The organism is Anabaenopsis sp. NIES-4685 (assembly GCF_059725405.1).
The window spans coordinates 1059941-1084267 of the sequence record NZ_AP043602.1; the positions used below are offsets into that span (position 1 = coordinate 1059941).

Below are 24327 nucleotides of genomic sequence, written 5' to 3' on the forward strand. Positions count from 1 at the left end.
CAATGCACCAAGAAGTAAGAAAAATAACCTGCTTAGTGTTCTGTAAGTTAAAAGTACCCGCATCTGTCCTCTTGGAGAATTTGGCTTGATGTTGCTTTGGCTGCGAATCGAAAATTTTGCCCTGATTGATCAACTAGAGCTGGAATTTGGCCCTGGTCTCAATGTACTAACAGGTGAAACTGGTGCGGGAAAATCCATTATCTTGGATGCCATTGATGCGGCTTTGGGGGGTAAAATCTCTAGTCGAGTTATTCGCACGGGAACGAATCGTTCACTGGTAGAAGCTACTTTCACCCTATCACCTTCGTTAACCACTTGGTTGATAGCACAGGAAATCGATTTAATTGAAGATAATTGTGTAATAGTTAGCCGAGAAATTACTGGCAGTAGTAGTAATATCCGTAGTAGATCGCGGGTAAATGGGGTGTTAGTGAATCGCCAGATCATGGGAGGGCTGCGCGATCGCCTGGTGGAAATCACCGCCCAAGGTCAAACTTTACAGGTAGGACAGCCGGCCCAAGTCCGAGAATGGTTAGATGTGTATGGTGGTGACTTACTGATGCAACAGCGTCAAATCATTGCCACAGCCTTTAGTGCTTATCAAAGAGCTTATCTGGTCTTGGAAAAACGCCGGACATCAGAACGGGAACGTCTACAGCAACTCGATTTGCTCAGGTATCAAATCCAAGAATTGAGAACTGCTAACCTCCAAGATCCTCTGGAATGGGAACAACTCCAGCAAGAACGGGAACGTCTCAATCATGTAGTGGAACTGCAACAGATGAGTTACAAGGTGTATCAATCCTTGTATCAAAACGATAATGAGACACCTTCTGTAACGGATTTATTAGCAGACAGCGAGGCGACATTAACTGATATGGTGGAGTACGATGGCCAATTGCAACCTTTGTTAGATCTGGTCAGGGATGCTCAAACTATGATCATGGAAGTGGGAAGGCAAATTAATACTTACGGAAGTAGTTTAGAAGCCGACCCCCAAAGATTGCAAGAAGTAGAAGAGCGCATTCAAGAATTAAAGCAAATTTGTCGTAAGTATGGCCCTACCCTCACAGAGGCGATCGCCCACTACCAACGCATACTAGACGAGTTGGCAGAACTCAATGATGGTGAACAGTCGATTGAAAGTCTAGAACAGCAGGAAATGGCCTGTTTTGCCCATCTAACCCAAGTCTGTGAACAGTTAACTAAATTGCGTCGGCAAACCGCTGCGGATTTAGAATCTGAATTACTGTGTGAACTCAAGCCTTTAGCTATGGAAAAGGTAAAGTTTCAAGTGGAGATCGTGCCTATTTCCCCCACAACCACAGGTGCGGACAAAATTACCTTTATGTTTAGCCCTAACCCTGGGGAACCCCTGCAACCTTTAATAGCGATCGCTTCCGGGGGGGAAATGAGTCGCTTTTTACTGGCGCTGAAAGCTTGTTTTTCCCGAGGGGATGCGGCGGAAACTATGATATTTGATGAAATTGATGTGGGGGTTTCTGGGAGGGTCGCCCAAGCGATCGCAGAAAAATTACACCAGCTAAGTCAAAATAACCAAGTTTTATGTGTTACCCATCAGCCCCTAGTGGCGGCGATGGCTGACAGACATTTTCGTGTAGATAAAAAAACTATTGGTCTAAGTAATAACACTGAAATCAGGACGGTGGTAAGAGTCACTAGTTTAGAGAATATGACCAATCGCCGGGAAGAACTGGCGCAGTTAGCTGGTGGTAAGTCCGCCACAGATGCGATCGCTTTTGCTGAGTCTTTATTATTACAAGCGGCTCATCATCGAGGACAAGAAATAATTTAATTTGACACTCCGACATAAATCTAAAATGAGGACTTCCTATCTCAACTGACGCTATAGTTAGGGTAGTTCGGGTTTTGTGTTTCTACTCATGAGAATTCCCTTGACCGTATGTATGACCTCAAGCAAAAAGTCTGGCAATACTTCTGGACTTGGGCTATAGTAATCCTGGTCACCTTGACTTTTAGTGCATGGGGTGTGCAATCAGCAGAGGCATTACTGCGACAACATCATGATTCCCCTGGTGTTTTGCGCTATCATTCCCAAGTATCTATCAAAGATGAAAAAGGCTATACTTGGCAGGTGCTATTGTTCAAACAAGATGACAAAAGTACAATCAAAGATTTAAGATTACGCCTAGTGGGTTTTCCGGGGATTGTAGAAATTGCTCACCCGCAACCATTAGTAATTGAGACAACATCAGGAAAACTATTGAGTGCATCAGATGCCTATAGCTTAACTGCACCTGCTCCCAATGTGGGTGAATATGAATTAACTAAAATTCTCCCCCAACTAGGAACCACCGATGCACTTAAACTATATGTGCCGACTAAAAATGTCAAGCCATTGCTGATCAATATACCTGAGAATGTAGTTACTGAATGGCAATGGCTAGTAACAGAAATTGAGTAAATTTCATTGATTACTACGCAAAGTTTCATGAATAACCGTCATGAATAATTCATTGAGAGGAATTCCCGCTGTTTTGGCCATGGAGGAAATCACACTTCTCGGAGAAAAAGAACAATATAAACCAACCTCTAAAAACCAAGGTTGTCCATCTGGATCGATGCGGAAATCAAATAAACTATAGTGGCGACAACCCAAGGCCTGATGACAGAGTTTAGCTACTTCCTGCACCCGTGGGGTCATAGGGTCATTACAGTCCACAATCCAAGACTTGGTGTGATCTTTAGCGCTAAAATCCAAGTTACCATCATCGGTTTCCTTGAGTTTATCAGCATATTTGCGGATAGGTTTGTCGTGGGGGTCTAACTTATACTCTTCTAGGGGTAAACCCAATAACTCTCCCTCCTTAACAAGGATACCACATCTAACTTCTCGACCGAGTGGGATGAATGTTTCTACAATCACCTCATCTGCATATTGAAATGCTGTCTGCAAAGCAGCCTGATAATCAGTAGCCTCCTTGACTAAAGCCACTCCTAAAGAATTGTCAGAACTAACGGGTTTGATGACTACTGGTGGTGTAATTGTGGGTATATCTCCTGGGCGGAGTAATTCTCCTCGAGGTACTTTCACTCCTGCTGCAGCGACAATTGCTTTAGTTCTGGCTTTGTGGCTACCTATTGCCATAATATCGGCATTATTGCCAATATAAGGAATATTCAGCAGGTCGAATAGGGCGCGGTAGTAAGTCATTCCCGGAATACAAAACATTTGTGGTAACGCCAGGTCAATGTTTTGCGATGTAATAAATTTAACAGCATCCCCTAGAGACATCGGTTTAGTGATAGCGATATCCTCTGGACTAAGAGAGGGAGGAAAACGCCACTGGCCATCAGGTGTAACGTATGCAATCTGAAAATCATAGCGTGATGAATCTGCCGTTGCTGTCAAACAGTCTTGAGCATAAAGGCGTGATAAATGACTATAAAACTCATTGTATGCAGACCCCACCAAATGCAGAATACGAAGTACAGACATAATAGACTTTCCTATAAATAGCAGCCAAGGAAAAATTTATCTTTTAATCGCCACCTAACTCTACCAACTTGCCAATATTGAAATCTATTTTTACCCAACCTTTAAGCTGTTGTAGATTTTTCAGCAAGAGCAAGGTAATCTGCCAATGATGTAGAGTCAAAAATGGTACAGGGTCATCAAAGCAGAAAATAGCATCAGTACCCTTGAGGAGGGTATTCACAGATGTTTGCAATTGTTTCCAGGAACGGATACCAGTTAGTCGCCAGATTTCGTGATATATCCAGTAAGTGGGCTTGCTAGTTGCTAGGGGTTCCAAAACTGTAGGTAGGGGAGTTTTACCAAGATAGGCTTGTGCAACACCAGGATGATTGTAGAACATTGTGATCGCCGAATGAGTACGGGGATTGCATTCAATGGCGTAAACTGTCCCATCTTCAGCTTGGATAAAGTCAAAGGAAACTTGCCCGGTCAGTGCTAAACTTTTAACGAAGTGTTGCACCCATTCACGAATTTGGGAATTTTCGACGTTTTCATAGTTGATTTGAAATGCAGAAGAGTGGGAGCAACAATGTAGTCTTAATTCCCCGTCCCGCACTGTGCTATGTGTACATAACTCCTTACCAGGAATAAACTCTTGCATAATCCAAGGGTTTTCGGAACTGATGGGTAAACTGTTGACAAAGGCCGCTGTCTCCTCTGGGGTTTCGCAGGGAAGTTTGGTTAAATTTAAGCGGCGAACAGAGTCGTAAGCCAGATTTTTGAGAATATATTTGCGGGTTTCTTGACTAAAATCAAAATTGATAACTTGTTGTGGATCGGTGATTTTAAAGGACTTGGGGACGGATAAACCAAGCTTTCGCGCCTGCTGGGTAAAAGCAAATTTATCATCTAGCATCTTGGTAATATCTGCATCAAAGTGGAAAACCTCGCAATATTCTGATAGTATTGGCTTTGCCAAGGAGTCGTAGTAACTAGCTACAGGGCTACATACAGGTACATAAACGTCAACTTGCTCTTTTTTCACGATTTCTACTAAGGCCTGGATATAGCCGTCTGGGTCTGATTGAGGTGCTGGAACTGTATAAAAAGCACTGACAGAACGGGAGAATCTATGACCAGATAACCAGTATTTGTGAGTTTCAATCAGAATAACTCTGTGTCCGTCTGCATGGAAACAACGAGCCAGTTGCAATGCTTTGGTCATTTTGGCTCCACTTACCAGGATAGTCTGCTGTTGAGCTTTTTTTTGGGTGAATGGGGATTTCACAAGGCTCCACAGCAAAGATGTTAATACTATCAAAGCATTGAAGGGTAAGGCTATTAGTAATAAGACGAGGGTACCAAGAGTTTTGAATGTAGTCAGTATTTTTACCATGAAAGCCGGTTGTCAGGTTGTATCTATCACTAAATATCAAGAATAGGAAGGTAGGGGAGATGAGGAAGCATTGATCCTGTTCATCTCCCTGAAAGCTTGGTTACGCTATGCGTCTAATCAGAGTCACACCATCTCGGATGGGTAAGAGAACTTGCTCCACACGAGGATCGGCGGCGACTACAGAATTAAACTGTGCGATCGCTTGACCATTGGCTGTGCGTTGTTCTGGTGGTAAATAAACTTGTCCCTGTAACAACGTATTATCCACGCATATTAAGCCATCGGTGGTTAGTAAATGATGGTCTAAGATAGTGTGGAAGTACTCTACATACTCCTTTTTGTCAGCATCGATGAAAATCAAATCAAATGATTCTTTTCTGGCTGCTAATTTGTGTAGAGTCTCTAGGGTTGGTGCTACTTCTACAACTATTTTATAGCCGTCTGGAGATTCACCAAAGCAAGCTTGAGCAAATTTTGCCACATAGGAGTCTACTTCACAAGCTATCAGTTTTCCATCCCTTGGTAAAGCTTCAGCCATAGCTAAAGCTGAATATCCGGTGAACATTCCTACTTCTAGAATGCGCTTGGCTTTGGTCATGTGAACAAACATTTTCAATGTCTGTCCCTCTAGATGTCCTGAGAGCATTTCCTGCTCTAATTGACGCACTGTTTCGCGATCGCTAAAGCGTTTACCCCAATCTTCTTGACTAGTTTTTTGCGCCAATGCTGCTAAGGGTCTAGATTCCGGGGTGGTGTAATCATCCAAATAGGGGTCTAAACCTGCTGCTAATTGCACGGACTGGCGCAGAGAATCTAATATCTCTGGGGGAATATTGCTTTGTTGTGCTAATTTCAGGGTTTTCTCTAGCTGGACGACTAAGATGCTATGTGGGGTTATTGGTCTAGCTGTTTGTTTTCCTACAATACTGGTCATCCCTTTACACCTCCAGTAGTTTGGCTTCTTGAGTTTCAATGTATGCATCAACCCCTTCTCCCTTCCGGGGGTATTGAGCACAAAGTTTTTTATGTTCAACTAAAGCCGCATCAAGTTCTTCACGGGTGAGATCATTAACAAAGAAGCACTCACCAATGGGACGAGGCATAGCAGCGCGTTGTTTGCCATCTCGTGTTAAGCTGATAGACTCGGTAGCATACCAGAGCAAATCGCTATTTAGTAGAGGATGATCCAGAGATAAACCTATACGACTCATCAAATCTAGGATGCGATCGCGCTCCGCTGTAAAAATATACCCCCGTTTTGCCGCGATGGTTGCAGACAAAGCCATATCTATGTTTACCGCATGACCATGATAGAGAGGTACGCGGGGTGCTAATTCTAGGGTAGGACTCCAAGTGTGTCCGTAAGCAATGACGCGATCAAGGTCTATTTCATGCAAGTTAGGAGTTTCCAACTCTAGCATAGTCTTGATAGCCTCATAGTTCACCTTATGGGCAATCTCTTTAAGTTCTGCTGTAGCATTCACGTGTCCAAAGTGAGTGGAAAGCAGTTGTTCGCCATATTCGTATAGTAGTTCAAACACTTGCGAGTTAGAAACTACAGCAATCTTAACTAATTCTGCCATCCCATTGCGAACTTGAGATATTGGCAAGGTCTTCAAAAATGAGAAGTCCAGAATTACCTTCAAAGGTGCATGATATGCTCCCAAGCGATTTTTCAACTTGCGATGATTAACTGCGACCTTAATCGCTACACCTGCATCAATTAAACCAATTAAGGTGGTAGGAACCCGAATATAGTTACTCTTACGACGGTAAGCAGCGCAAGCAAATCCCGCCACATCAGTAACTAGACCACCACCAACGACTAAAACCGGTTCCTTACGAACTAAACCAAAGTTGGAAAAAGCATCGACAATTTTTTCAAAAGTTTCTAAGGTTTTAGCGGGTTCAGTAATGATGATGGGAAATACTGTCAGTTTAATCTCATAGTGCTGGAAATATGAGTTGATCTGCTGACCGTAAAGTTCATAGACATTAGCATCAATCACGGTTAGACAGCGGCCAAATTTCTCATAGCTGTCAGCAATTTCTCTGTTTTTGATATCAAATGCACCATTCACATAGACAAGACTAAAGTCAATTTTTTCGTAACCTTCCACGTGAAACAGAGTTTCTGTAGCTTTAAAGGATGCTTGAACTTTATTCATGTTTCTTGACTGGATTCCAACTAAAAAATTCACTATTTCGGCAAAAATTACGATTTACCCTGATGGATGAACGCCAGCAAAAAATCATGCTTTTGCGCTTTTGAGAACAAAAACAACACAAAATGAGCTTTCCATAAAAAAGCTTAATTTTTTTACTGACTGGTAATGTGATTAGACAAAACCATTCATCGGAGTAAATTATGTAATTCGGTTAAGCTCTCATGGGAGAGCACACTTAAACTAGTCAAATGTCCCAGATTTGTGAATATCACAGATCCACTTCGCATCTGGGGATTCTTGACTTCAATAGTGGAAAGATTCATTCCACTATCTTTTATTTTAGTGGCTTTCCGATGGTGAGATTCCTTAAAATTCCAGTCCTGGAAAAATATGTGTAATGTTGATCTCCAAGCTTTAATTTGAGGTTAGAACCATGATTAACCCCGATTTCGCTGTTTCTTAGCATGACATCAAACCTTATATTGCTAAACTCATCACATTCTATTTAGCTGAGAACGACAGTGGATTTCTAGAAACTTTCTCTAATTGTTAACTAGTCCCACTGTATTTTGACTCTAGCAACTTACCCAAGGCTAAACTTGGTCAAACTCCTATCGTTGTCTATTTATGTTGTCTATTTCTGCGATGAGATGTGAGATCACAACCATTATTGACCATCTAATTGCTGTTGTTTTGCATTAGTCTCAAAGCACAAAATAGCTAAACATGAAAGTTACTGATTAGACTCTATTGAGAATTTCAGGATAATTCCTGTTTCCCTCAATTAAGTTAATACCAGCCTCTGTTCCTCAAAATTCATAATTTCAACACAGTTAAAAACATTGTAACAAAACTTTACTCTTTTTCAGCAATAGTTGTAGGCTCAAAAGAATCAAGTTTGTCGCCAGTAGCATTCTCATTCTGAGTTACTCCGGGTAACTTAATTCGCCAAATACTGGTGAGGAAATGAGAAGTGCAGCACAAAGCATAAAGCTATGTTAATACGAATCATAACATAAGTAAATAAGTAAACCGCCAATTTTGCTAAATTCATCTAGAAATAGGAGTTTGAGCACGGTACAGTTAGGGCTGAACCACTGAAATACTGACTCAGGGCACTGCTAAAGCCACATTCTTGAGGATAGTCATTGGGCCGTATTGTTTAATTATCTGCATTTGTTCCTGGTTTCGTAGCAGCAACGCCCCCGCAAATCCCAAGGAGTTGATAGATATACCATGAAAATCCTCACGCGATCGCGGTATAATTAACATCCATTCCCGTGTAGCTAAAAGATTGTAAGCTCCAGATTGTCTGTTGTCGTCAAGGGCTTCTAACCCCACAGCACTTAATAAGGTATGATATAGCTCTAGTGTAGTTATTGCGGCTGTGTATGGCGAATCCCTGGGGTTTAGTTTGCCCAAAGCGTGAACAAAAGGCAATCCTGGTATAGTAGTTACAGAATCTACAAATGCTGCAGATGTTAGTAGGGGTTCTATAGGTATTTGCAGCCCTGAAAGCGTGAGTGGTAAGGGTACCATTTGCAGGTGTTTATGTGGCTGACTAGCTCCAGCCAGTTTACCACCATTGTAAAACGCCAAACCCTCAAACTCAGCTAGACAAGCCCACATAGCTGTAAAATCCTCTAGGGTGAGTAATTTTTCCTGTTCTTCAAAGGCACGGGTAATAATTAGCAGGTGATAGTCAACAACATTGAACTTGTTTAATATACAAACATGACTCTGGGAAATATCGGCAACGAATAAATCTTGCTCATAGGGAAGAAAGGGATTAGTTTTTTTCTTTTGCTGCTCCTTGTCTGTATCCTTGCGGAGCAGATTAGATAAAATTCTGACTAAAAATTTAACACCATTGTCTTCGACCAATTCAAAATCAGTCGGTATTGACAGCAGCGCCCCACATTCTAGGGCGTATTGGGTCTGCTCCTTGATACTTTTCCACAACGTGTCAGGTTTCAGTAATATTTTTCCTTGGGACATGATAAAATATTGAATTATATTTTGTGTAACTTTTAATTCTGATTTCTAGAAGTTGTTCTATAACTTTCCCAGAGGGAATTTTTATCAGATTTTTCCCCCTATTAATCCACCCTTACCAAAAAGGGAAGCAATAAAATCAAGTCCCATTCCCCTGTCAATGGGAGGGTTAGGTTAGGCTAAAACACTTTTAAAACATCCTCTTAGAAAAACATAATTTCACCCAACTCAAAAAACATTTCTTCAAGGTTATCATCTATGTTGTCTTGGGTGAAGGTGCGCATAATCTCTGGTCTAGCGAGGAATTCTCTGATAGTGATCTTCTGTTCTCTAAAGGCTCTCACAAAATCGCGGATAGCAGTAATAGTTTTAATTTCAGCTTCTAGTTGTTCTGCCATACTTGCAATAGCATCTATTCCTGCTCGCGCCGCTTTGCGACAGTCAGTAACCATTGCGCCTTCTGGGGTATTTTTCACTTGGCGAAGTTCCTGTTTCAATTTATGATACTGAGTTTTGAGGATTTGATTTTGCTGTTCTATCCTCATACATTGACGATTTAAATCGTCTTGATTATTCATATCAATATAATATTTTCCGGATTGATGTTGCTGTTCAATTTCCAAGAGTCTGGCTAAGTCACCCTCTTGGTAAGCTTTGTTGATTTCTTTCATAATTTCAGTATGCAGTATTTGAGTTTCCCTATCTTTTACCTTGTCTGGGTGAAATATTTCTGCTAAACTTAGAAATGTCTGGCGAATTTTTCTGGCGGCTTCAGATTTGTTTACTGAAGAAAAGTTTAGACTCTCCTGGGGTTCTTGGTATTGACTGTGTTCTTCTCTCTGCTGATGTGAGAAATCATCTGTTACCTCCTGTGTGTCTTGAGATTCTGCATAATTACTAGGCTCAGGAGTGATAATTCTGGCAAATTGGAGTTGATAGTAAATTGCTTGAATATCTTTTTTGCTCTGTTTACCCAACTTTCTTTTATTCAAGATTTCATCAAACAGAGTATGAATTTCTCGATCAATATCTACCAGTTCTTGGAAATGGGGATGATAGCGATTTAATACATCCGTGGCTACGGAACTCATTTGTGTCAAAAAGTTTTGCAGTTCCGTCCGTTTTCGCTTAATTTGTTTTAATAACCACTTGTGTTCTTTGTCTAAAGTTTCCATGCGAAGATGGATAGATGACAGCGCCAGTGATGTTGTAGTTGCTGACTGGGATGAAGGTGTGCGTTTTTTCGGCATAAAGTAGGCCAGTCTGAGGAAATTTACATCTGATCAGATCGTACACCCACAATATTCAGTTTAATCAGTTAATTCCAGCGATCGCAGTGGTCACAATTGCGCGAAACTGAAAGCAGATCATTAAGAAAGGAGAACCTAATGGGCTGGACTAAAGTTATTGCGGCTGAGTCCCTGGAACCCAATGGGAGACAGGTAGTAAAAGTTGGCGCACGTAAAATTTTACTTGTCAACCATGAGAATCAGCTTTATGCTGTAGATAACACCTGTCCTCATTTAAAAATGCCGATGAAAAATGGCAAAATTACCGCAGACGGGGCGATTGTTTGTCCTATACATCGCAGTGCTTTTGACTTAGGTACTGGAGAGGTAAAAGATTGGTGTCCATGGCCACCTGGTGTAGGTAAAGTCCTTTCCATGATTTCACAACAAAAAACCCTACCTGTATTCCCTGTGCGTGTGGAAGAAGGTAGTATTTGGGTTGATATCCAAGAGGAATAATAGCCTCTAAATGGCAAGCGTTCACTCACCTAGGGGCGATCGCTTGCCTGTATACAAGTTGCTATACTAAAGATGGCATAGTTATGAGTGGGAATCAAATCATGCTAGAAAGTAGGGACTATACACTAATTATCGACAAAAGCGGGAGCATGGCTACCCCAGATCAAAAAGGTGGTAGAACTAGATGGCAATCTGCACAAGAATCCACCCTAGCCTTAGCCAGTAAGTGTGAGCAATTCGACCCAGATGGGATCACTGTATATTTATTCTCTGGTAGATTTAAGCGCTATGAGAATGTCACTGCGTCCAAGGTCACACAAATATTTCAAGAAAATGACCCATCTGGTTCCACAGACTTAGCATCTGTGTTAAAAGATGCAATTGAGAATTACTTTCACCGCAAGAGTGTAGGTCAAACTCAGCCCAATGGCGAAATCATCTTGGTAGTAACCGATGGAGAACCCGATGACCGCAAAGCAGTCATGAAGGTAATTATCGAAGCTTCTCGCCGTATGGATACCGACGAAGAATTAAGTATTTCCTTGATTCAAGTTGGTACAGACCCACAAGCTACCCGCTTTCTCAAGGTTTTAGATGATGATTTGCAAAGCGCTGGGGCGAAGTTTGATATCTGTGACACCGTGACCATGGAAGATATGGAAGATATGAGTTTATCAGAAGTTCTACTCAATGCTATTACTGACTAGTTGAGCTTGGCGGTGTTCAAGATTGAATTAACCACAGATGATTCCCTTGTGGTTTGGGCTTCTTCAAGTTTTAATTGGGTACTGATTAAGTTAAAACCATGGATTCTCTTGACAAGCTCCTGGGTGAACTCAAAGCTGAATATCATCAGGGTAAATCCCCAGGCCACAACCACAGAAAAACACAGCTAAATCCTCAACTCCACCACCAACAAAGTCTTTATCTTTAGAGGATAGTCTTTTGGCGCAGGTGCGGACTGATTTTGCTCAACAAGATGCGCTTGAGGAGTTGCAAAAACAGCAAGCAATAGAACAGGAACAAATTCGCCAAGCTGAAATTAAGGCGCAAGGTTTAGCAGCTTTACGGGGGGAAGCAGAAACATGGTTGAAAACATTAGATCCGTTTTCTACCGAAGGTCTTTGGTTTGAAAGGTTTGCTGAAGGTTATCCTTCTAAATTAGATGCGGCGATGGGATATTTACAAAGCGACGAATAAACAACTTATAGCCTTTTTCAGGCTCATGAAGTACACACCAATTCCCTATTCCCTATTCCCTATTCCCTGTTCCCTGTTCCCTGTTCCCTGTTCCCTGTTCCCTCAAACTAAAAAAAATTGTACCTCACGAGCATGGGAAATGCTATGAAATAACCCGTTGTTAGTTTAAGCCTCTGGATGTTTTCTAGGGGTTTTATCTCTGGTAAAATTGGCTTTTAGCTAAATTTGTAAGGCCTTAAACCACTTACTTACGACTGTATTGATGGTTTGTTTGATTTGATGTTTACGATACCACTTTTGAAAAGCCATTTCGTACTCTTCCCCCTTAGTTTGAAAGGTATTCCAAGTATCTAGCCCTAATGTGCAGCTGCAAAATATTAAGAAATATAACGACCAGGTAAGACCGCCACCGCCGACGAAATCTAACAGCATCAAAAAACTGTTAAGAATTGCGTAATTACCCAGACGTTTCTTAAATTTTCCGATGCGGTAGGCGTTAAAGGCTTGTCTTTGTTCAATTTCGCTCCGTTGCGATCGCCAGTCAACTTCTGCTAGATTGAGAGAGTCTGGTGATATATCTAACTCTTGAGCAATTTCTAACAGTTGCTCATAGGAAAATTCCTTATTTTGGTCATCAGCTTGACGAGCGATCGCTAACTGAAGTATTTTCTGGACATCTTCCTGGCTATAAGAACGAAGCTTGTGAGGTTCAAATGCCGTCATAACTATGATCTGTGAGTCTAAACAGGTAACTGTTAGCCATTATTTTTACTATATCTAGACTAACAAATCTCAATGGGGTGTAGACAGATATTATGGAAATTATCACCGGGGTTGTGGTTGCACAAAAGCGTAAATATCCTTAATAGCTTGTACCCAACCGTTAGAGACAGATTCCAGGATGCGATCGCCTTTGTCCTTGGTTGCGGTTGTAGCATCGCCAATTACCCCTGTTTTACTTATATCCTTTGTAGCCCAAGAAACAGGTAGTTTGCCCTCTAAACTCAGTAAACTGCTTTGTGTTTGTTCTGGTGGATACTCAGCAACAGCTTGATCCATTCTTACCTGTTCTGGTAGAATTGCCAGCATAATACTAGTTTCAGCATCTCCGGCGTGCATACCTTGGGCTGCTTCCTTGGGTGTTAATAATTCTTTGGTAATATGAGGCACACGCCAAGTAAATAAGGGAAACACCAAAAAATCACCATATTGAATATGTAAATCCCGGGCTACCATTTGCATAACTTGGGGTTGTCCACCGTGTGAGTTCATTAACACCAATTTTCTAAACCCAGCGCGGTAAATACTTTCCCCCATTTCCATAATTACTGCTGTCAGGGTTTGAGTACTTAAAGTAATAGTTCCGGGAAAATGCCAATGCTCATTGGATTTACCATAATATAGGGTAGGTAAAGCATAAGCGGGAATACTTGCATCTAGCTTTTTGAGAGCTTCCCCCAACACTCCCACACCAATAGCAGCATCAACAATTAAAGGTAAATGGGGTCCATGTTGTTCAATAGCGCCCACAGGTTGAATAATAACCACATTTTCCTTATTTGGCATAGCTTGGATATCAGTCCAAGTTAGGTAGGGAAAAAACCTTTCAGGGGGAATAAAACTGTGCATATTAGTTGACGGTTGACGGTTGACAGGGATAGATGACAAACCTATCCGCGAATGACTGTGATATTTCTGCCCTGGGGACTCCGGGCTATTTCCGTGGTGGTTCGGTCACTAATGGGGGGTAAATCAGGGCGACGGTCAAATATTACTAACCATCCTGTATCTAGATTTAATCCTGATAAATACTTATCTAATTGTATCAATCCTTGCTGTAATGGGGTGGGTTTACCCTGTTTCCATACCTTTAATTCCATCCCTAAGACTACATCCCCATACCTTAAACATATATCCATCCTCCCAGAGCCTATGGCGTATTCTCGTTCTAGGCTACCACCACCATTAACAACCCGGTGTAAAAATGCCATTAATACTAAGTGGGGAGCAATTTCTGGGTAAGGGGTACTTTTAAATAATGCTTCCCCGTGTTGTCGCCAAAAGTCTAAGAATGAATTTAACAGTGCTGTTACATCCAGTTTTCCAGTGGGTGTTAACCACAGGGGTTGAACAAATGTTAAAGAAGCAATTGTGACATTAGCTAAAGTTGTCGGAAATACCTCTCTATAGATAGGATTAGCAATTTCCAGTCCACCACCTCTATCCCGTTTACATAAACCTAAATCTAACACATAGCGCAAATTATCATCAGGAACGTTGCCTAACTCATCCCCGGCTAACATGGGTTGAATAATTGCTTTTACCCTATCCTCTCGCAGTCGCTCGGCGAGACTATCTAAATGGGTGTCTTGCCTTTGAATTAGTATATCCTTAGCTTGATTAATTAAATCTACCGTGATGGGGATATTTACATCTTCTGCTAAATACTCGGTAACTTGACGGGCGATCGCATTGACTAACCAAGGTTGACCTTGAGTTAAATAGTAGGCGTGGTTAATGGCTTCGGGGGTAAAGATTTGCCCTGTGGCTGTGGTATGTTGTGCGTATAGACTTTTTACCTCTTCTAATGTAAAATTACTTAATGTGATAGATTCTACCTTGATATTAAAAGGGCTAGAGGTATTTAACCTATCACTACCGCCAGAAGCTACTTTATAATCACGTACATCCCGCATCCCGATTAAGGCTACACATTGGGGGAAACCTTGGGGGCGATTGGGATAACCATCACGAATTTGTCGTAATATAGCAATTAAGGTTTCATTAGCTAAAGCATCGATTTCATCAATAAACACCACTAAAGGAGGGGATGAAATCTTTGCCCATGATTCTAATGCTGCTCCAATCCGTCGCCCTACAGGAGCATCAGGCCATTTAGGGGGTTGTAATTCATCGGGTAACCTGTGACTAATAGCACCACGCCAAGCATCTAAAATCGCTAATTCGGCGATATCTGGTTTATCTGGAAAAGCAGCCCCCACCTCTACAGATACCATGACAGCAGTATATTTACCACTGGCTGTCAATTCCTGTGCTAAGGTGAGCATGGCAGTGGTTTTACCGGTTTGTCTGGGTGCATGGATAACAAAGTAATTCTCTTGATCAATCAGTCGTTTTAATTGGGGTAACCGTTCGGTAGTGGGTAGTGTATAGTGGATATTTGGTTTACAAGGGCCAGCAGTGTTAAACCATTTAGTCATAAAAGTTTACGTATAGCTTGATTTAATTATAACTCCCATCATTGTTGACGGTGGTCGGTGAGCGGAGTTGAACCGTTGACTGTTGACCGTTGACTGGTAACAAACCCACAGTGTGGGATTTTTAACCTCTGACTGAAAGCTGACTAACAGGATATCCCCGACTTCTTAGGATGATATTATCAAGTAAGCATCAATTTTCATAGAAGTCGCGGATATTGCCTAACAGCAGCTTCCTATGGCAGATTTATCTAAATATTATAGCTTGATATGAAATATAAAAAAATACATTAAACTAACTAGAGTATTCTAAGTAACGCACCAGTCCACTTTTAGTGGACTTTAGCTATCAGACTCTTAATTTATTCCCCAGATCATCAGCACAACTAACAGCCTTTTGAGTCCTACGGTCTTGAAGTGAACCCAACCTTATGTAAAACTGAGGATCTTTCGTTTTATCGCCTACATCTGAGGAACTAAAACATGGCGCGTCTAGCCCTGCTGAGTGTATCTAACAAAACTGGTATAGTTGACCTGGCCCGTCGCTTGGTCGAAGAATTTGAATTTAATTTAATCAGCAGCGGGGGAACCGCCCAAACCCTCAAGGATGCGGGACTACCAGTGACAAAGGTTTCTGATTACACAGGTTCACCTGAGATTTTAGGTGGTCGAGTTAAAACCTTACATCCTCGCATTCATGGCGGAATTTTGGCGCGGCGGGATATTCCCCAACATTTAACAGATTTAGAAACTAACCAAATTCGCCCCATTGATTTAGTAGTTGTCAATCTTTATCCCTTTGAGGAGACCATTGCTAAACCCGGGGTAACATTATCGGAGGCGGTAGAACAAATTGATATTGGTGGTCCGGCGATGTTACGGGCTGCGTCGAAAAATTTCGCCCATCTGACGGTATTATGTGACCCAGGACAGTATGAGGAATATTTACAGGAATTACGCCACAATAACGGGACTGCTTCCCTAGATTTTCGCCAGAAATCTGCTTTAAAAGGGTTTTCCCATACAGCGAGTTATGACCAAGCCATAGCAGCTTATCTCAGCCAACAATCTGAGAATACTTACAACCTGTCCGGTCAGCAATTGCAATCTCTGCGTTATGGTGAAAACCCCCATCAACCTGCTGCTTGGTATCAAACCGGTACAACTCCCACCGGTTGGGCTGCGGCTACGAAATTGCAAGGTAAGGAACTGAGTTATAATAATTTGGTGGATTTAGAAGCCGCCCGCCAAATTATTGCGGAGTTTACTGATACCCCAGCAGCAACGGTGATTAAACACACTAACCCCTGTGGTGTGGCTTTGGGTAGTACCCTGGTGGAAGCATATCAAAAAGCCTTTAATGCTGATGCTGTTTCGGCTTTTGGGGGAATTGTCGCACTCAATCACCCCATTGATGTGGCTACAGCGGAAGAGTTAACTAAGACATTTTTAGAATGTGTGGTTGCTCCCGGTTGTGAAGCGGCAGCCCAAGAAGTTTTGGCGGCAAAATCTAAACTACGGATTTTAACTTTACCAGATTTGACTAGTGGCCCTAAGGAAACTGTCAAGGCGATCGCCGGGGGTTTTCTTGTCCAGTCCGCTGATGATAAAATAGCTGATAGTGGTGAATGGCAAGTAGTCACAGAACGTCAACCCACCCCAGACGAGTTAGCTGAGTTACTCTTTGCTTGGAAGGTTTGTAAACACGTCAAATCTAATGCTATTGTCATTACTCGCGATCGCACCACCCTAGGGGTAGGTGCTGGTCAAATGAATCGGGTTGGTTCAGTGAAAATTGCCTTAGAGCAAGCAGGTGCAAAAGCCCAAGGTGCAATTCTCGCCAGCGATGGATTTTTCCCCTTTGATGATTCAGTTAAAACAGCCGCAGCAGCGGGAATTACTGCAATTGTCCAACCCGGTGGAAGTTTACGCGACCAGGATTCTGTAAAGGCTGCAAATGAACTCGGTTTAGTCATGGTGTTAACTGGCACACGTCACTTTTTACACTAAACTTCTGCCAAGTGGTTGTATGACAGTTCATAAACTGTCACATATCAAACTTGCCTTTTGAGTAACTAACTGTACTATCTAATAGTGTGTGAGGAGCAAGTTAAAAATAAAAAGCGTTTGGGGTGGAAACACGGCCACACTCCCAGGCGCTTTTTGTTTTTTGACTATTAGCTCTATGGCTTTAGTTTAAGATTTTCTTTCCAGTGGGTTAGGGATGTATTTAAAATCTGGCTCCCGATTCCAAGGGCCACGCTGATCTTTACCATCCCCATTTGCAGATAGGTTGTAATAAATATCAACGGTTTCATCGGGTTGAATATTCCCAAAAAATGGCTCACTTAATTTCCCTAATGAATCCAGAGCCTTCATAAACATTCTAGTATGAGAAACTTCCCTGGTTAACAGGTGCACTAAAGTATTTTTAGTCCCTTGGTCCGTTGCTAGTTTAATTAATTCCTCATAAGTTTGACGTGCGCCAGCTTCAGCTGCAATATTAGCTCTTAAATCCCGAACTACATCGCCACCTTCATTCAAGTAATGTGCTGTCCAAGCACTCCCTTGACTATCTAAAAAGTGGGGTCCCATACCTCTCACAGCAAACAGAGTACTTTTATATGCTTCGGTCTGGTCGGTATTTTTAGTATGAGCTTCAATTAGTTTCCCCACCATTTCCAGGTGGCTAAATTCTTCAATCGCAATATCTTGGAGCATATCCCGAATTCCCGGATCTTCCACATGAAAAGACTGTACCCAATATTGCAAAGCTGCTGATAGTTCCCCGGTTGCTCCCCCAAACTGCTCTAGGAGTAATTGCGCAAAACGAGGGTCAGCTTCACAAACATTCACAGGGTGAATAGGCTCTTTTTTGTGGTAAAACATAAATACCTCTGATAAAAAGCATTTTTAATCGCAAGTAATACCCCAGCCGAATAAAATCCTGGACGGCTCGAAAATCAAGATTTACTCTGATTAAGTTGAGATTATCAATTCTCACGGACAATGCTTTCTGTCAGAGGAAATAGTTATGAGTATCAAAAGTAAGATCCCCGATTTCTCACATAATTAGGGATACTCTAGGATAATTTATCTAGAAGTTGGGGAGCTTTGGGGCGATCGCCTGTACAATGTTTAAACGCAAAGGTCGCTAAGTACGCGCAAAGGTTCGCAAAGTTGTTTTTTGACAATATTTTATTTGGTTGGGTGGGATGTAAGAAACCAGGGGTTATGTGTTTGTTAGGCGATCGCCTGTACAATGTTTAAACGCAAAGGTCGCTAAGTACGCGCAAAGGTTCGCAAAGGTGTTTTTTGACAATATTTTATTTGGTTGGGTGGGATGTAAGAAACCAGGGGTTATGTGTTTGTTAGGCGATCGCCTGTACGGTTTTTAAACGCAAAGGTCGCTAAGTACGCGCAAAGGTTCGCAAAGGTGTTTGTTGGGAAGATGTTTTGGGGTAAGATCCCCGACTTCTCACATAATCATAGACACCCCACCATAATTTATCTAGAAGTCGGGGATCTGCGGGTGTCTCTAGGGGCGATCGCCCACTGCTTCGGGTCCAATTACTTTTTGATTCTGGTTTTCTTTGTCTTGTAGCTCTTGGTTTAATTTTAAGAGTTGCTCTAAAATGTCATCTTCAGAGGTAAATTTATAGGCTTCTATGACTAGTTTATCTAGTTGTTCATGGAGTTTAGATAGTTTACTACTAGGCTCGTTGTAGAATTTATTATATAATGTGGTGATTCCCCACTGTTTAGACTCCATTTGTTGAGTCCGATATTCGTGGAGTTCTACGGTTTTGGCTCGGATTTTTTCGACTATCTCCCCTGTTGCTGTCTGGGGAAAGGGAAAGGTTTCAAAGCAGGTGGTATTAGTGTAGCGAGTATCTCCCTTTAAGGTTGAACTTTGGGCTTTTACCCACTGGCGATGTATTTTAGATGTGAGAATACCTAATATGTAAAAGTCATCTGATGCAATTACCATATTAGCTTCACAGGGTAAAATCGATATATCTACAGGGGTGAAAACTATCCATTTAGAAATCTTTGGTATGGCAAAATAAAGTTTAAGCTTTTTTAAAGCCTCCCTCATGGCTGGTCTGACTCTACCAAATTTCCACCAGTTAATTCTTCTTGATTCCTCTCGATTTTTATCTCTTTCTGGCTTGACTTGATCTTTAACTCTTTCAAAAGGTAACTTATACTCTGATGCTTGTTCAATGGACATATCATTAAAGTCAATTACCCAATCTAACTTCTCATAGGGATTAATTAAAGTCTTACCATCCACCATGGGTTTAAGCACTACTCGGTTTTTAGGCTCTTGAATCATCCATGCTTGCGCTTCCTCTTCAGAAACTATAAAGCCTTTACCGGATAATTCACAAGCTTGAAAAGAAAAGTTTTTATTAGCTTTTAATACTTTAGCACCGGTGACTGATGTTTCACTTTTTAACGATGTGGTAATTAATTCAACCTCTACGCTGTCTAAAAACTTCTGTTTAGTTGGTTCTTTACACCAATTAACAATACTCACATGAACAGCTGCATCTCCTGACCAGGGTTGGGTAGAAACTGCATCATAAATAATACCACCATGACTAACAATATAATCTAAACTAGCTTTTCTCCCAGAGACTTGAGCAATGGAATTAGTCCCAACTAAACCCGCTCTCCCTTTCTCATCTAAATAATTATGGGCTTTTCTAAACCAGAACACACAAAAATCCGGTTGTCCTTTAACTTCGGAAAATTCTTGATATAGTTTATCTGTATATTCATTTCCTAATTCTAGGCGTAGTTTTTTACCTCCCAAAAATGGTGGATTCCCAATAATTGCGTTGGCTTTTGGCCATTGACTAAATAAGGCATCCCCACAGATAATATTCCTATCTAAAGAATCCAAGGGTAAAGCTGGCTCGGTTAACTGTAGGTTATCAATGGCAATTTTCCGCCCAATCATTAATGTTACCCGCGCTAACTCGACGGCAAATAAGTTAGTATCCATCCCATAAAATTGCATGGGGGTGACTAAACCTATCTGCATTTGCTTGGAGGTTAATTTCTGATTTTCCTGGATTTTCTCTAAGAGCAGGGTTTCAATTCTCTTTAATTCCTGATAGGCTATATACAGAAAGTTGCCAGAACCACAAGCAGGGTCAAGGACTCGATAGCTTTGTAGTTCTAATTGCAGTAGTTCTAGTTCCTTAAGGGTGTTAGCTTCCTCTATTCTTTCTTCCCAATAACGGCTAATGGTAGGGCGAACAATTTTCATGATGTCCACTTCTGAGGTGTAGTGAATACCTTTAGCGTGGCGCTCTTGTTGATCTACTGTTCCTTCAAATAAGTTACCAAAAATAGCGGGTCTAACTTTACTCCAATTCTCTTTAGCTGAAACATCCAGAATGTTTAATTCCTCTGGGGATAGTTCCACTGGTTCAATGTGGGAAAATAACCCGCCATTAAAATACTCTACGCCTTGATAACGTCCCGCTGGGGTTTTTCCCGGTCGGTTCATTTCCCGGAATAAATTACCTAAAAGGTCGTAGGAACTTGCGCCATTAATACAGTCTTGAACGCAGGAAATAAACATATCCCTTGGTAATAGTTGTCTGTCTTCAGCAAACATAGCTAAGACGCATTGCAAAATAAACCTCTGCGCTGTTAGTTTCTCAATTTTCCGTTTTTCTAGTTCTAGGAGTAATTGACCCATGGGCCGGGCGGCTCTTTCTGTGACTTCTACCTGGTTGTTATTGAATACGGGAGTTTTATTGCCAATTTCCATAAAGCGGAAGGCTCCCGCCCTTTCTGGTAGCTGCTCTAGGGAGATTTGATCTACGGGTGTATCTAGCTGAATGTCAAAGTCAAATATCCAAAATTCATCAAAGTTACATAATATGACGTATTTGGGGCGTTGGGGTACTAATCGTGTCCAGTAATCAAATGCTTGGGAGTAATGTTTACTTAGGTCTTCGCCGCGTTTTTTCATTTCAATTAATACGCGGGGTTTCCACACTAGGTCAGCAAAGCCGGTTTTACCTTTTTTACTCCCTTTTTTGATGGGTTCTTCAAATTTCGCCCCCGCGTCTAATGCTCCTTCGTGTCCAAAGGCTCTAAAAAATCGGTCTAAGAATGTTTGCGCTTCTTGTTTTTCTTGTCCTTTGATATGTTGCTGACAAAAGTTGACAAATTTATTTAGGGTTTCGGGGGTTGCTGCTGTCATTTTTGGTGGAGATACCCTAGGTGGTGTGAGTAGTTACTATGTTATAGATTTGTGTTTTTGTCCGGGGTTTAAACGCAAAGGTCGCTAAGTACGCGCAAAGGTTCGCAAAGGTGTTTTTTGACAAAATTTTAATTAACTGCTTGGGGTCCGATTACCTGTTGATTCTGGTTTTCTTTCTCTCCTAGCTCTTGGTTTAATTTTAAGAGTTGCTCTAAAATGTCATTTTCAGGGTTAAACTTATAAGCTTCCATGACTAGTTTATCTAGTTGTTCATGGAGTTTATACAGTTTACTACTAGGCTCGTTGTAGAATTTATTATATAATGTGGTGATTCCCCACTGTTTAGACTCCATTTGTTGAGTCCGATATTCATGCAGTTCTAGGGCTTTGGCTCGGATTTTTTCTACTATCTCCCCTGTTGCTGTCTGGGGAAAGGGAAAGGTTTCAAAGCAGGTGGTATTAGTGTAGCGAGTTCTATCTTCTAAAGTTGAACTTTGGGCTTTTACCCACTGGCGATGTATTTTAGATGTGAGAATACCTAATATGTAAAAGTCTTCTGATGCAATAATATTAGTTGAGTCTGCTGGTAGCAAATTAGATCCAGCAGGAATAAAAATAAACCATTTAGAGTGTCTGGGAACTATAAAATAAAATGATAGAGATGAAAGAGCTTTTCTCATAGCTGGTCTTTTTTCGCCATATTTCCACCAATTCAATCTGGTAACATCTCTACGGTTATTATCTCTTTCTGGTTTGACATTGATTTTAATATGCTCAAAGGGTAATTGATACTCACTCGCATCTTCAATACTCATATCATTAAAGTCAATAATCCACCGCTCTGGTTTACCATGGGGATTATCTGTTAAATCTTTGGCTGAAATAGATTGCTTGAGAATGTCTTGGTTTTTCCCATCCGCTTTTATCCATTCCTTTACTTGCTCCTCTGTCACAAAAAAACCTTTTCCTACCGGAATCACCCCTTGAAAGCATTTATTCAAATTGGCTTTTAATCGCACAGCTTGAGAAACATCAATACTAGATTTCAAAGAAGAATTAATTCTGCTAACTACCTCATCATCTAAATAGTATTTACCCGGTTTGGCTTTACACCAGTTGACAATACTTACATGAACTTTCGCTTCCCCTGACCATGGTTGGGTAGATACGGCTTCATGAATATAACCCTGATTTTGAGTAATATAATCTAAAGCTGCGACTCTGCTTTTACCCTGACTGACTGAATTGGTCGCTACTAAACCTGCTCTCCCTTGTTCATCAAGGTGTTGGTGCGCTAACCTAAACCAATAGGCGCAAAAGTCTACTGAGTCTTTAACTTGGGGGAATTGTTGAAAAACTTTATCTATATATTCGTCGCCTAAAGCTATTCTCATATGTTTACCCCCCAAAAATGGCGGATTCCCAATAATTGCGTTGGCTTTTGGCCATTGACTAAATAAGGCATCCCCACAGATAATATTCCTATCTAAAGAATCCAAGGGTAAAGCTGGCTCAGTTAACTGGAAATTATCAATGGCAATTTTCCGCCCAATCATTAATGTTACCCGCGCTAACTCTACCGCAAATAAGTTAGTATCCATCCCATAAAATTGCATGGGGGTGACTAAACCCATCTGCATTTGCTTGGAGGTTAATTTCCGATTTTCCTGGATTTTCTCTAAGAGCAGGGTTTCAATTCTCTTTAATTCCTGATAGGCTATATACAGAAAGTTGCCAGAACCACAAGCTGGGTCAAGGACTCGATAGCTCTGTAGTTCTAATTGCAGTAGTTCTAATTCCTTAAGGGTGTTAGCTTCCTCTATTCTTTCTTCCCAATAACGGCTAATGGTAGGTCGGACAATTTTCATGATGTCCACTTCTGAGGTGTAGTGAATACCTTTAGCGTGGCGCTCTTGTTGATCTACTGTCCCTTCAAATAAGTTACCAAAAATAGCCGGTCTAACTTTACTCCAATTCTCTTTAGCGGAAACATCCAGAATGTTTAATTCTCCTGGAGTCAGTTCCACTGGTTCAATGTGGGAAAATAACCCGCCATTAAAATACTCTACGCCTTGATAACGTCCCGCTGGGGTTTTACCCGGTCGGTTCATTTCCCGGAATAAATTACCTAAAAGGTCGTAGGAACTTGCGCCATTAATACAGTCTTGAACGCAGGAAATAAACATATCCCTTGGTAATAGTTGTCTGTCTTCAGCAAACATAGCTAAGACGCATTGCAAAATAAACCTTTGTGCTGTTGGTTTGTCAATTTTCCGGTTTTCTAGTTCTAGGAGTAATTGACCCATGCGTCGGGCGGCTCTTTCTGTGACTTCTACCTGGTTGTTGTTGAATACGGGAGTTTTATTGCCAATTTCCATAAAGGTAAAGGCTCCCGCCCTTTCTGGTAGCTGCTCTAGGGATATTTGATCTACGGGTGTATCTAGCTGAATGTCAAAGTCAAATATCCAAAATTCATCAAAGTTACATAATATGACGTATTTGGGGCGTTGGGGTACTAATCGTGTCCAGTAATCAAATGCTTGGGAGTAATGTTTACTTAGGTCTTCGCCGCGTTTTTTCATTTCAATTAATACGCGGGGTTTCCACACTAGGTCAGCAAACCCGGTTTTACCTTTTTTACTCCCTTTTTTGATGGGTTCTTCAAATTTCGCCCCCGCGTCTAGGTCCTTGGTGTCCAAAGGCTCTAAAAAATCGGTCTAAGAATGTTTGCGCTTCTTGTTTTTCTTGTCCTTTGATGTGTTGCTGACAAAAGTTGACGAATTTATTTAGGCTTTGGGGGGTTGCTGCTGTCATTTTTGGTGGAGATACCCTAGGTGGTGTGAGTAGTTACCATGTTATAGGTTAATCCACTTTGGGTAAGTTTAGCTCCCGGACTTCTCACATAATTAGAGA

Annotated in this window: 17 protein-coding genes and 1 pseudogene; 6 read left to right on the forward strand and 12 right to left on the reverse strand. The window is 41.4% G+C overall.

Annotated elements, in window-relative coordinates; translation table 11 throughout:
- Window positions 1–88: 88 nt before the first annotated feature.
- Both recN and AC6IZ0_RS04535 read left to right on the forward strand, forming a co-directional pair.
- A complete protein-coding gene (gene recN, locus AC6IZ0_RS04530; protein ID WP_497725235.1) occupies window positions 89–1816 on the forward strand; it encodes a DNA repair protein RecN in 1728 nt (575 codons plus the stop codon).
- A 108-nt stretch (window positions 1817–1924) separates the two neighbouring features.
- The gene (locus AC6IZ0_RS04535; RefSeq protein WP_271730861.1) at window positions 1925–2446 is read left to right on the forward strand and encodes a DUF3122 domain-containing protein; all 522 of its coding nucleotides are present in this window, start codon (window positions 1925–1927) and stop codon (window positions 2444–2446) included.
- A 3-nt stretch (window positions 2447–2449) separates the two neighbouring features.
- Here AC6IZ0_RS04535 and AC6IZ0_RS04540 read toward each other — a convergent pair whose 3' ends face one another.
- The 6 genes from AC6IZ0_RS04540 to AC6IZ0_RS04565 all read right to left on the reverse strand — a co-directional run bounded on the left by AC6IZ0_RS04540 (window position 2450) and on the right by AC6IZ0_RS04565 (window position 10269).
- Window positions 2450–3481 (reverse strand): D-alanine--D-alanine ligase family protein, encoded by a 1032-nt coding sequence (locus AC6IZ0_RS04540; RefSeq protein ID WP_497725236.1) that lies wholly within the window; start codon window positions 3479–3481, stop codon window positions 2450–2452.
- Between the two features lie 43 nt (window positions 3482–3524).
- Window positions 3525–4856: an ATP-grasp domain-containing protein gene (locus tag AC6IZ0_RS04545; RefSeq protein WP_497725237.1), complete on the reverse strand. Its 1332-nt coding sequence runs from the start codon at window positions 4854–4856 to the stop codon at window positions 3525–3527.
- A gap of 100 nt (window positions 4857–4956) precedes the next feature.
- Window positions 4957–5790 carry an O-methyltransferase gene (locus AC6IZ0_RS04550; RefSeq protein ID WP_497725238.1) on the reverse strand — a complete coding sequence of 278 codons (834 nt, stop codon included), beginning with the start codon at window positions 5788–5790 and terminating at the stop codon, window positions 4957–4959.
- A gap of 4 nt (window positions 5791–5794) precedes the next feature.
- On the reverse strand, window positions 5795–7024 hold the full coding sequence (locus AC6IZ0_RS04555) for a sedoheptulose 7-phosphate cyclase (RefSeq protein WP_271760671.1): 1230 nt from the start codon (window positions 7022–7024) through the stop codon (window positions 5795–5797).
- A 1110-nt stretch (window positions 7025–8134) separates the two neighbouring features.
- A complete protein-coding gene (locus AC6IZ0_RS04560; protein WP_497725239.1) occupies window positions 8135–9022 on the reverse strand; it encodes an ATP adenylyltransferase family protein in 888 nt (295 codons plus the stop codon).
- Between the two features lie 200 nt (window positions 9023–9222).
- On the reverse strand, window positions 9223–10269 hold the full coding sequence (locus AC6IZ0_RS04565) for a J domain-containing protein (RefSeq protein ID WP_497725240.1): 1047 nt from the start codon (window positions 10267–10269) through the stop codon (window positions 9223–9225).
- 138 nt (window positions 10270–10407) lie between these two features.
- On the opposite strand from AC6IZ0_RS04565, the gene AC6IZ0_RS04570 reads away from it, so the two are divergent.
- From AC6IZ0_RS04570 to AC6IZ0_RS04580, 3 genes are all read left to right on the forward strand, one after another.
- A complete protein-coding gene (locus AC6IZ0_RS04570) occupies window positions 10408–10767 on the forward strand; it encodes a Rieske (2Fe-2S) protein (protein ID WP_271730851.1) in 360 nt (119 codons plus the stop codon).
- A 101-nt stretch (window positions 10768–10868) separates the two neighbouring features.
- Window positions 10869–11474: a vWA domain-containing protein gene (locus AC6IZ0_RS04575; protein ID WP_497725241.1), complete on the forward strand. Its 606-nt coding sequence runs from the start codon at window positions 10869–10871 to the stop codon at window positions 11472–11474.
- A gap of 154 nt (window positions 11475–11628) precedes the next feature.
- The gene (locus AC6IZ0_RS04580) at window positions 11629–11967 is read left to right on the forward strand and encodes a salt stress protein, Slr1339 family (protein WP_497725997.1); all 339 of its coding nucleotides are present in this window, start codon (window positions 11629–11631) and stop codon (window positions 11965–11967) included.
- 219 nt (window positions 11968–12186) lie between these two features.
- Here AC6IZ0_RS04580 and AC6IZ0_RS04585 read toward each other — a convergent pair whose 3' ends face one another.
- From AC6IZ0_RS04585 to AC6IZ0_RS04595, 3 genes are all read right to left on the reverse strand, one after another.
- Complete coding sequence (locus tag AC6IZ0_RS04585; RefSeq protein WP_497725242.1) at window positions 12187–12690, reverse strand: 2TM domain-containing protein; 504 nt, start codon at window positions 12688–12690, stop codon at window positions 12187–12189.
- A 102-nt stretch (window positions 12691–12792) separates the two neighbouring features.
- Entirely contained in the window at window positions 12793–13596 is an 804-nt protein-coding gene (locus tag AC6IZ0_RS04590) for a creatininase family protein (protein ID WP_497725243.1), read from the reverse strand.
- Between the two features lie 41 nt (window positions 13597–13637).
- Window positions 13638–15188: a P-loop NTPase family protein gene (locus AC6IZ0_RS04595; RefSeq protein WP_497725244.1), complete on the reverse strand. Its 1551-nt coding sequence runs from the start codon at window positions 15186–15188 to the stop codon at window positions 13638–13640.
- Window positions 15189–15668: 480 nt separating this feature from the next.
- Between AC6IZ0_RS04595 and purH the strand changes: the two genes are divergently transcribed.
- Entirely contained in the window at window positions 15669–17195 is a 1527-nt protein-coding gene (gene purH, locus AC6IZ0_RS04600; RefSeq protein ID WP_497725245.1) for a bifunctional phosphoribosylaminoimidazolecarboxamide formyltransferase/IMP cyclohydrolase, read from the forward strand.
- 186 nt (window positions 17196–17381) lie between these two features.
- Here purH and AC6IZ0_RS04605 read toward each other — a convergent pair whose 3' ends face one another.
- The 3 genes and pseudogenes from AC6IZ0_RS04605 to AC6IZ0_RS04615 all read right to left on the reverse strand — a co-directional run bounded on the left by AC6IZ0_RS04605 (window position 17382) and on the right by AC6IZ0_RS04615 (window position 24228).
- Window positions 17382–18074, reverse strand: coding sequence for a manganese catalase family protein (locus AC6IZ0_RS04605; RefSeq protein WP_271733119.1), 693 nt, complete (start codon window positions 18072–18074; stop codon window positions 17382–17384).
- A gap of 649 nt (window positions 18075–18723) precedes the next feature.
- Entirely contained in the window at window positions 18724–21414 is a 2691-nt protein-coding gene (locus AC6IZ0_RS04610) for a DNA methyltransferase (RefSeq protein WP_497725246.1), read from the reverse strand.
- Between the two features lie 128 nt (window positions 21415–21542).
- Window positions 21543–24228, reverse strand: a pseudogene (locus tag AC6IZ0_RS04615) (DNA methyltransferase).
- Between the last annotated feature and the right edge of the window lie 99 nt (window positions 24229–24327).

Excerpts from the sequence above, each read along its gene's own strand:
- AC6IZ0_RS04605 (WP_271733119.1), bottom strand. The coding sequence starts at position 18,074 with ATGTTTTACCACAAAAAAGAGCCTATTCACCCTGTGAATGTTTGTGAA.
- purH (WP_497725245.1), top strand. The coding sequence starts at position 15,669 with ATGGCGCGTCTAGCCCTGCTGAGTGTATCTAACAAAACTGGTATAGTT.
- AC6IZ0_RS04555 (WP_271760671.1), bottom strand. The coding sequence starts at position 7,024 with ATGAATAAAGTTCAAGCATCCTTTAAAGCTACAGAAACTCTGTTTCAC.
- AC6IZ0_RS04610 (WP_497725246.1), bottom strand. The coding sequence starts at position 21,414 with ATGACAGCAGCAACCCCCGAAACCCTAAATAAATTTGTCAACTTTTGT.
- AC6IZ0_RS04590 (WP_497725243.1), bottom strand. The coding sequence starts at position 13,596 with ATGCACAGTTTTATTCCCCCTGAAAGGTTTTTTCCCTACCTAACTTGG.
- AC6IZ0_RS04560 (WP_497725239.1), bottom strand. The coding sequence starts at position 9,022 with ATGTCCCAAGGAAAAATATTACTGAAACCTGACACGTTGTGGAAAAGT.
- AC6IZ0_RS04565 (WP_497725240.1), bottom strand. The coding sequence starts at position 10,269 with ATGCCGAAAAAACGCACACCTTCATCCCAGTCAGCAACTACAACATCA.
- AC6IZ0_RS04585 (WP_497725242.1), bottom strand. The coding sequence starts at position 12,690 with ATGACGGCATTTGAACCTCACAAGCTTCGTTCTTATAGCCAGGAAGAT.
- AC6IZ0_RS04595 (WP_497725244.1), bottom strand. The coding sequence starts at position 15,188 with ATGACTAAATGGTTTAACACTGCTGGCCCTTGTAAACCAAATATCCAC.
- AC6IZ0_RS04545 (WP_497725237.1), bottom strand. The coding sequence starts at position 4,856 with ATGGTAAAAATACTGACTACATTCAAAACTCTTGGTACCCTCGTCTTA.
- AC6IZ0_RS04540 (WP_497725236.1), bottom strand. The coding sequence starts at position 3,481 with ATGTCTGTACTTCGTATTCTGCATTTGGTGGGGTCTGCATACAATGAG.
- recN (WP_497725235.1), top strand. The coding sequence starts at position 89 with ATGTTGCTTTGGCTGCGAATCGAAAATTTTGCCCTGATTGATCAACTA.
- AC6IZ0_RS04535 (WP_271730861.1), top strand. The coding sequence starts at position 1,925 with ATGTATGACCTCAAGCAAAAAGTCTGGCAATACTTCTGGACTTGGGCT.
- AC6IZ0_RS04575 (WP_497725241.1), top strand. The coding sequence starts at position 10,869 with ATGCTAGAAAGTAGGGACTATACACTAATTATCGACAAAAGCGGGAGC.
- AC6IZ0_RS04550 (WP_497725238.1), bottom strand. The coding sequence starts at position 5,790 with ATGACCAGTATTGTAGGAAAACAAACAGCTAGACCAATAACCCCACAT.
- AC6IZ0_RS04570 (WP_271730851.1), top strand. The coding sequence starts at position 10,408 with ATGGGCTGGACTAAAGTTATTGCGGCTGAGTCCCTGGAACCCAATGGG.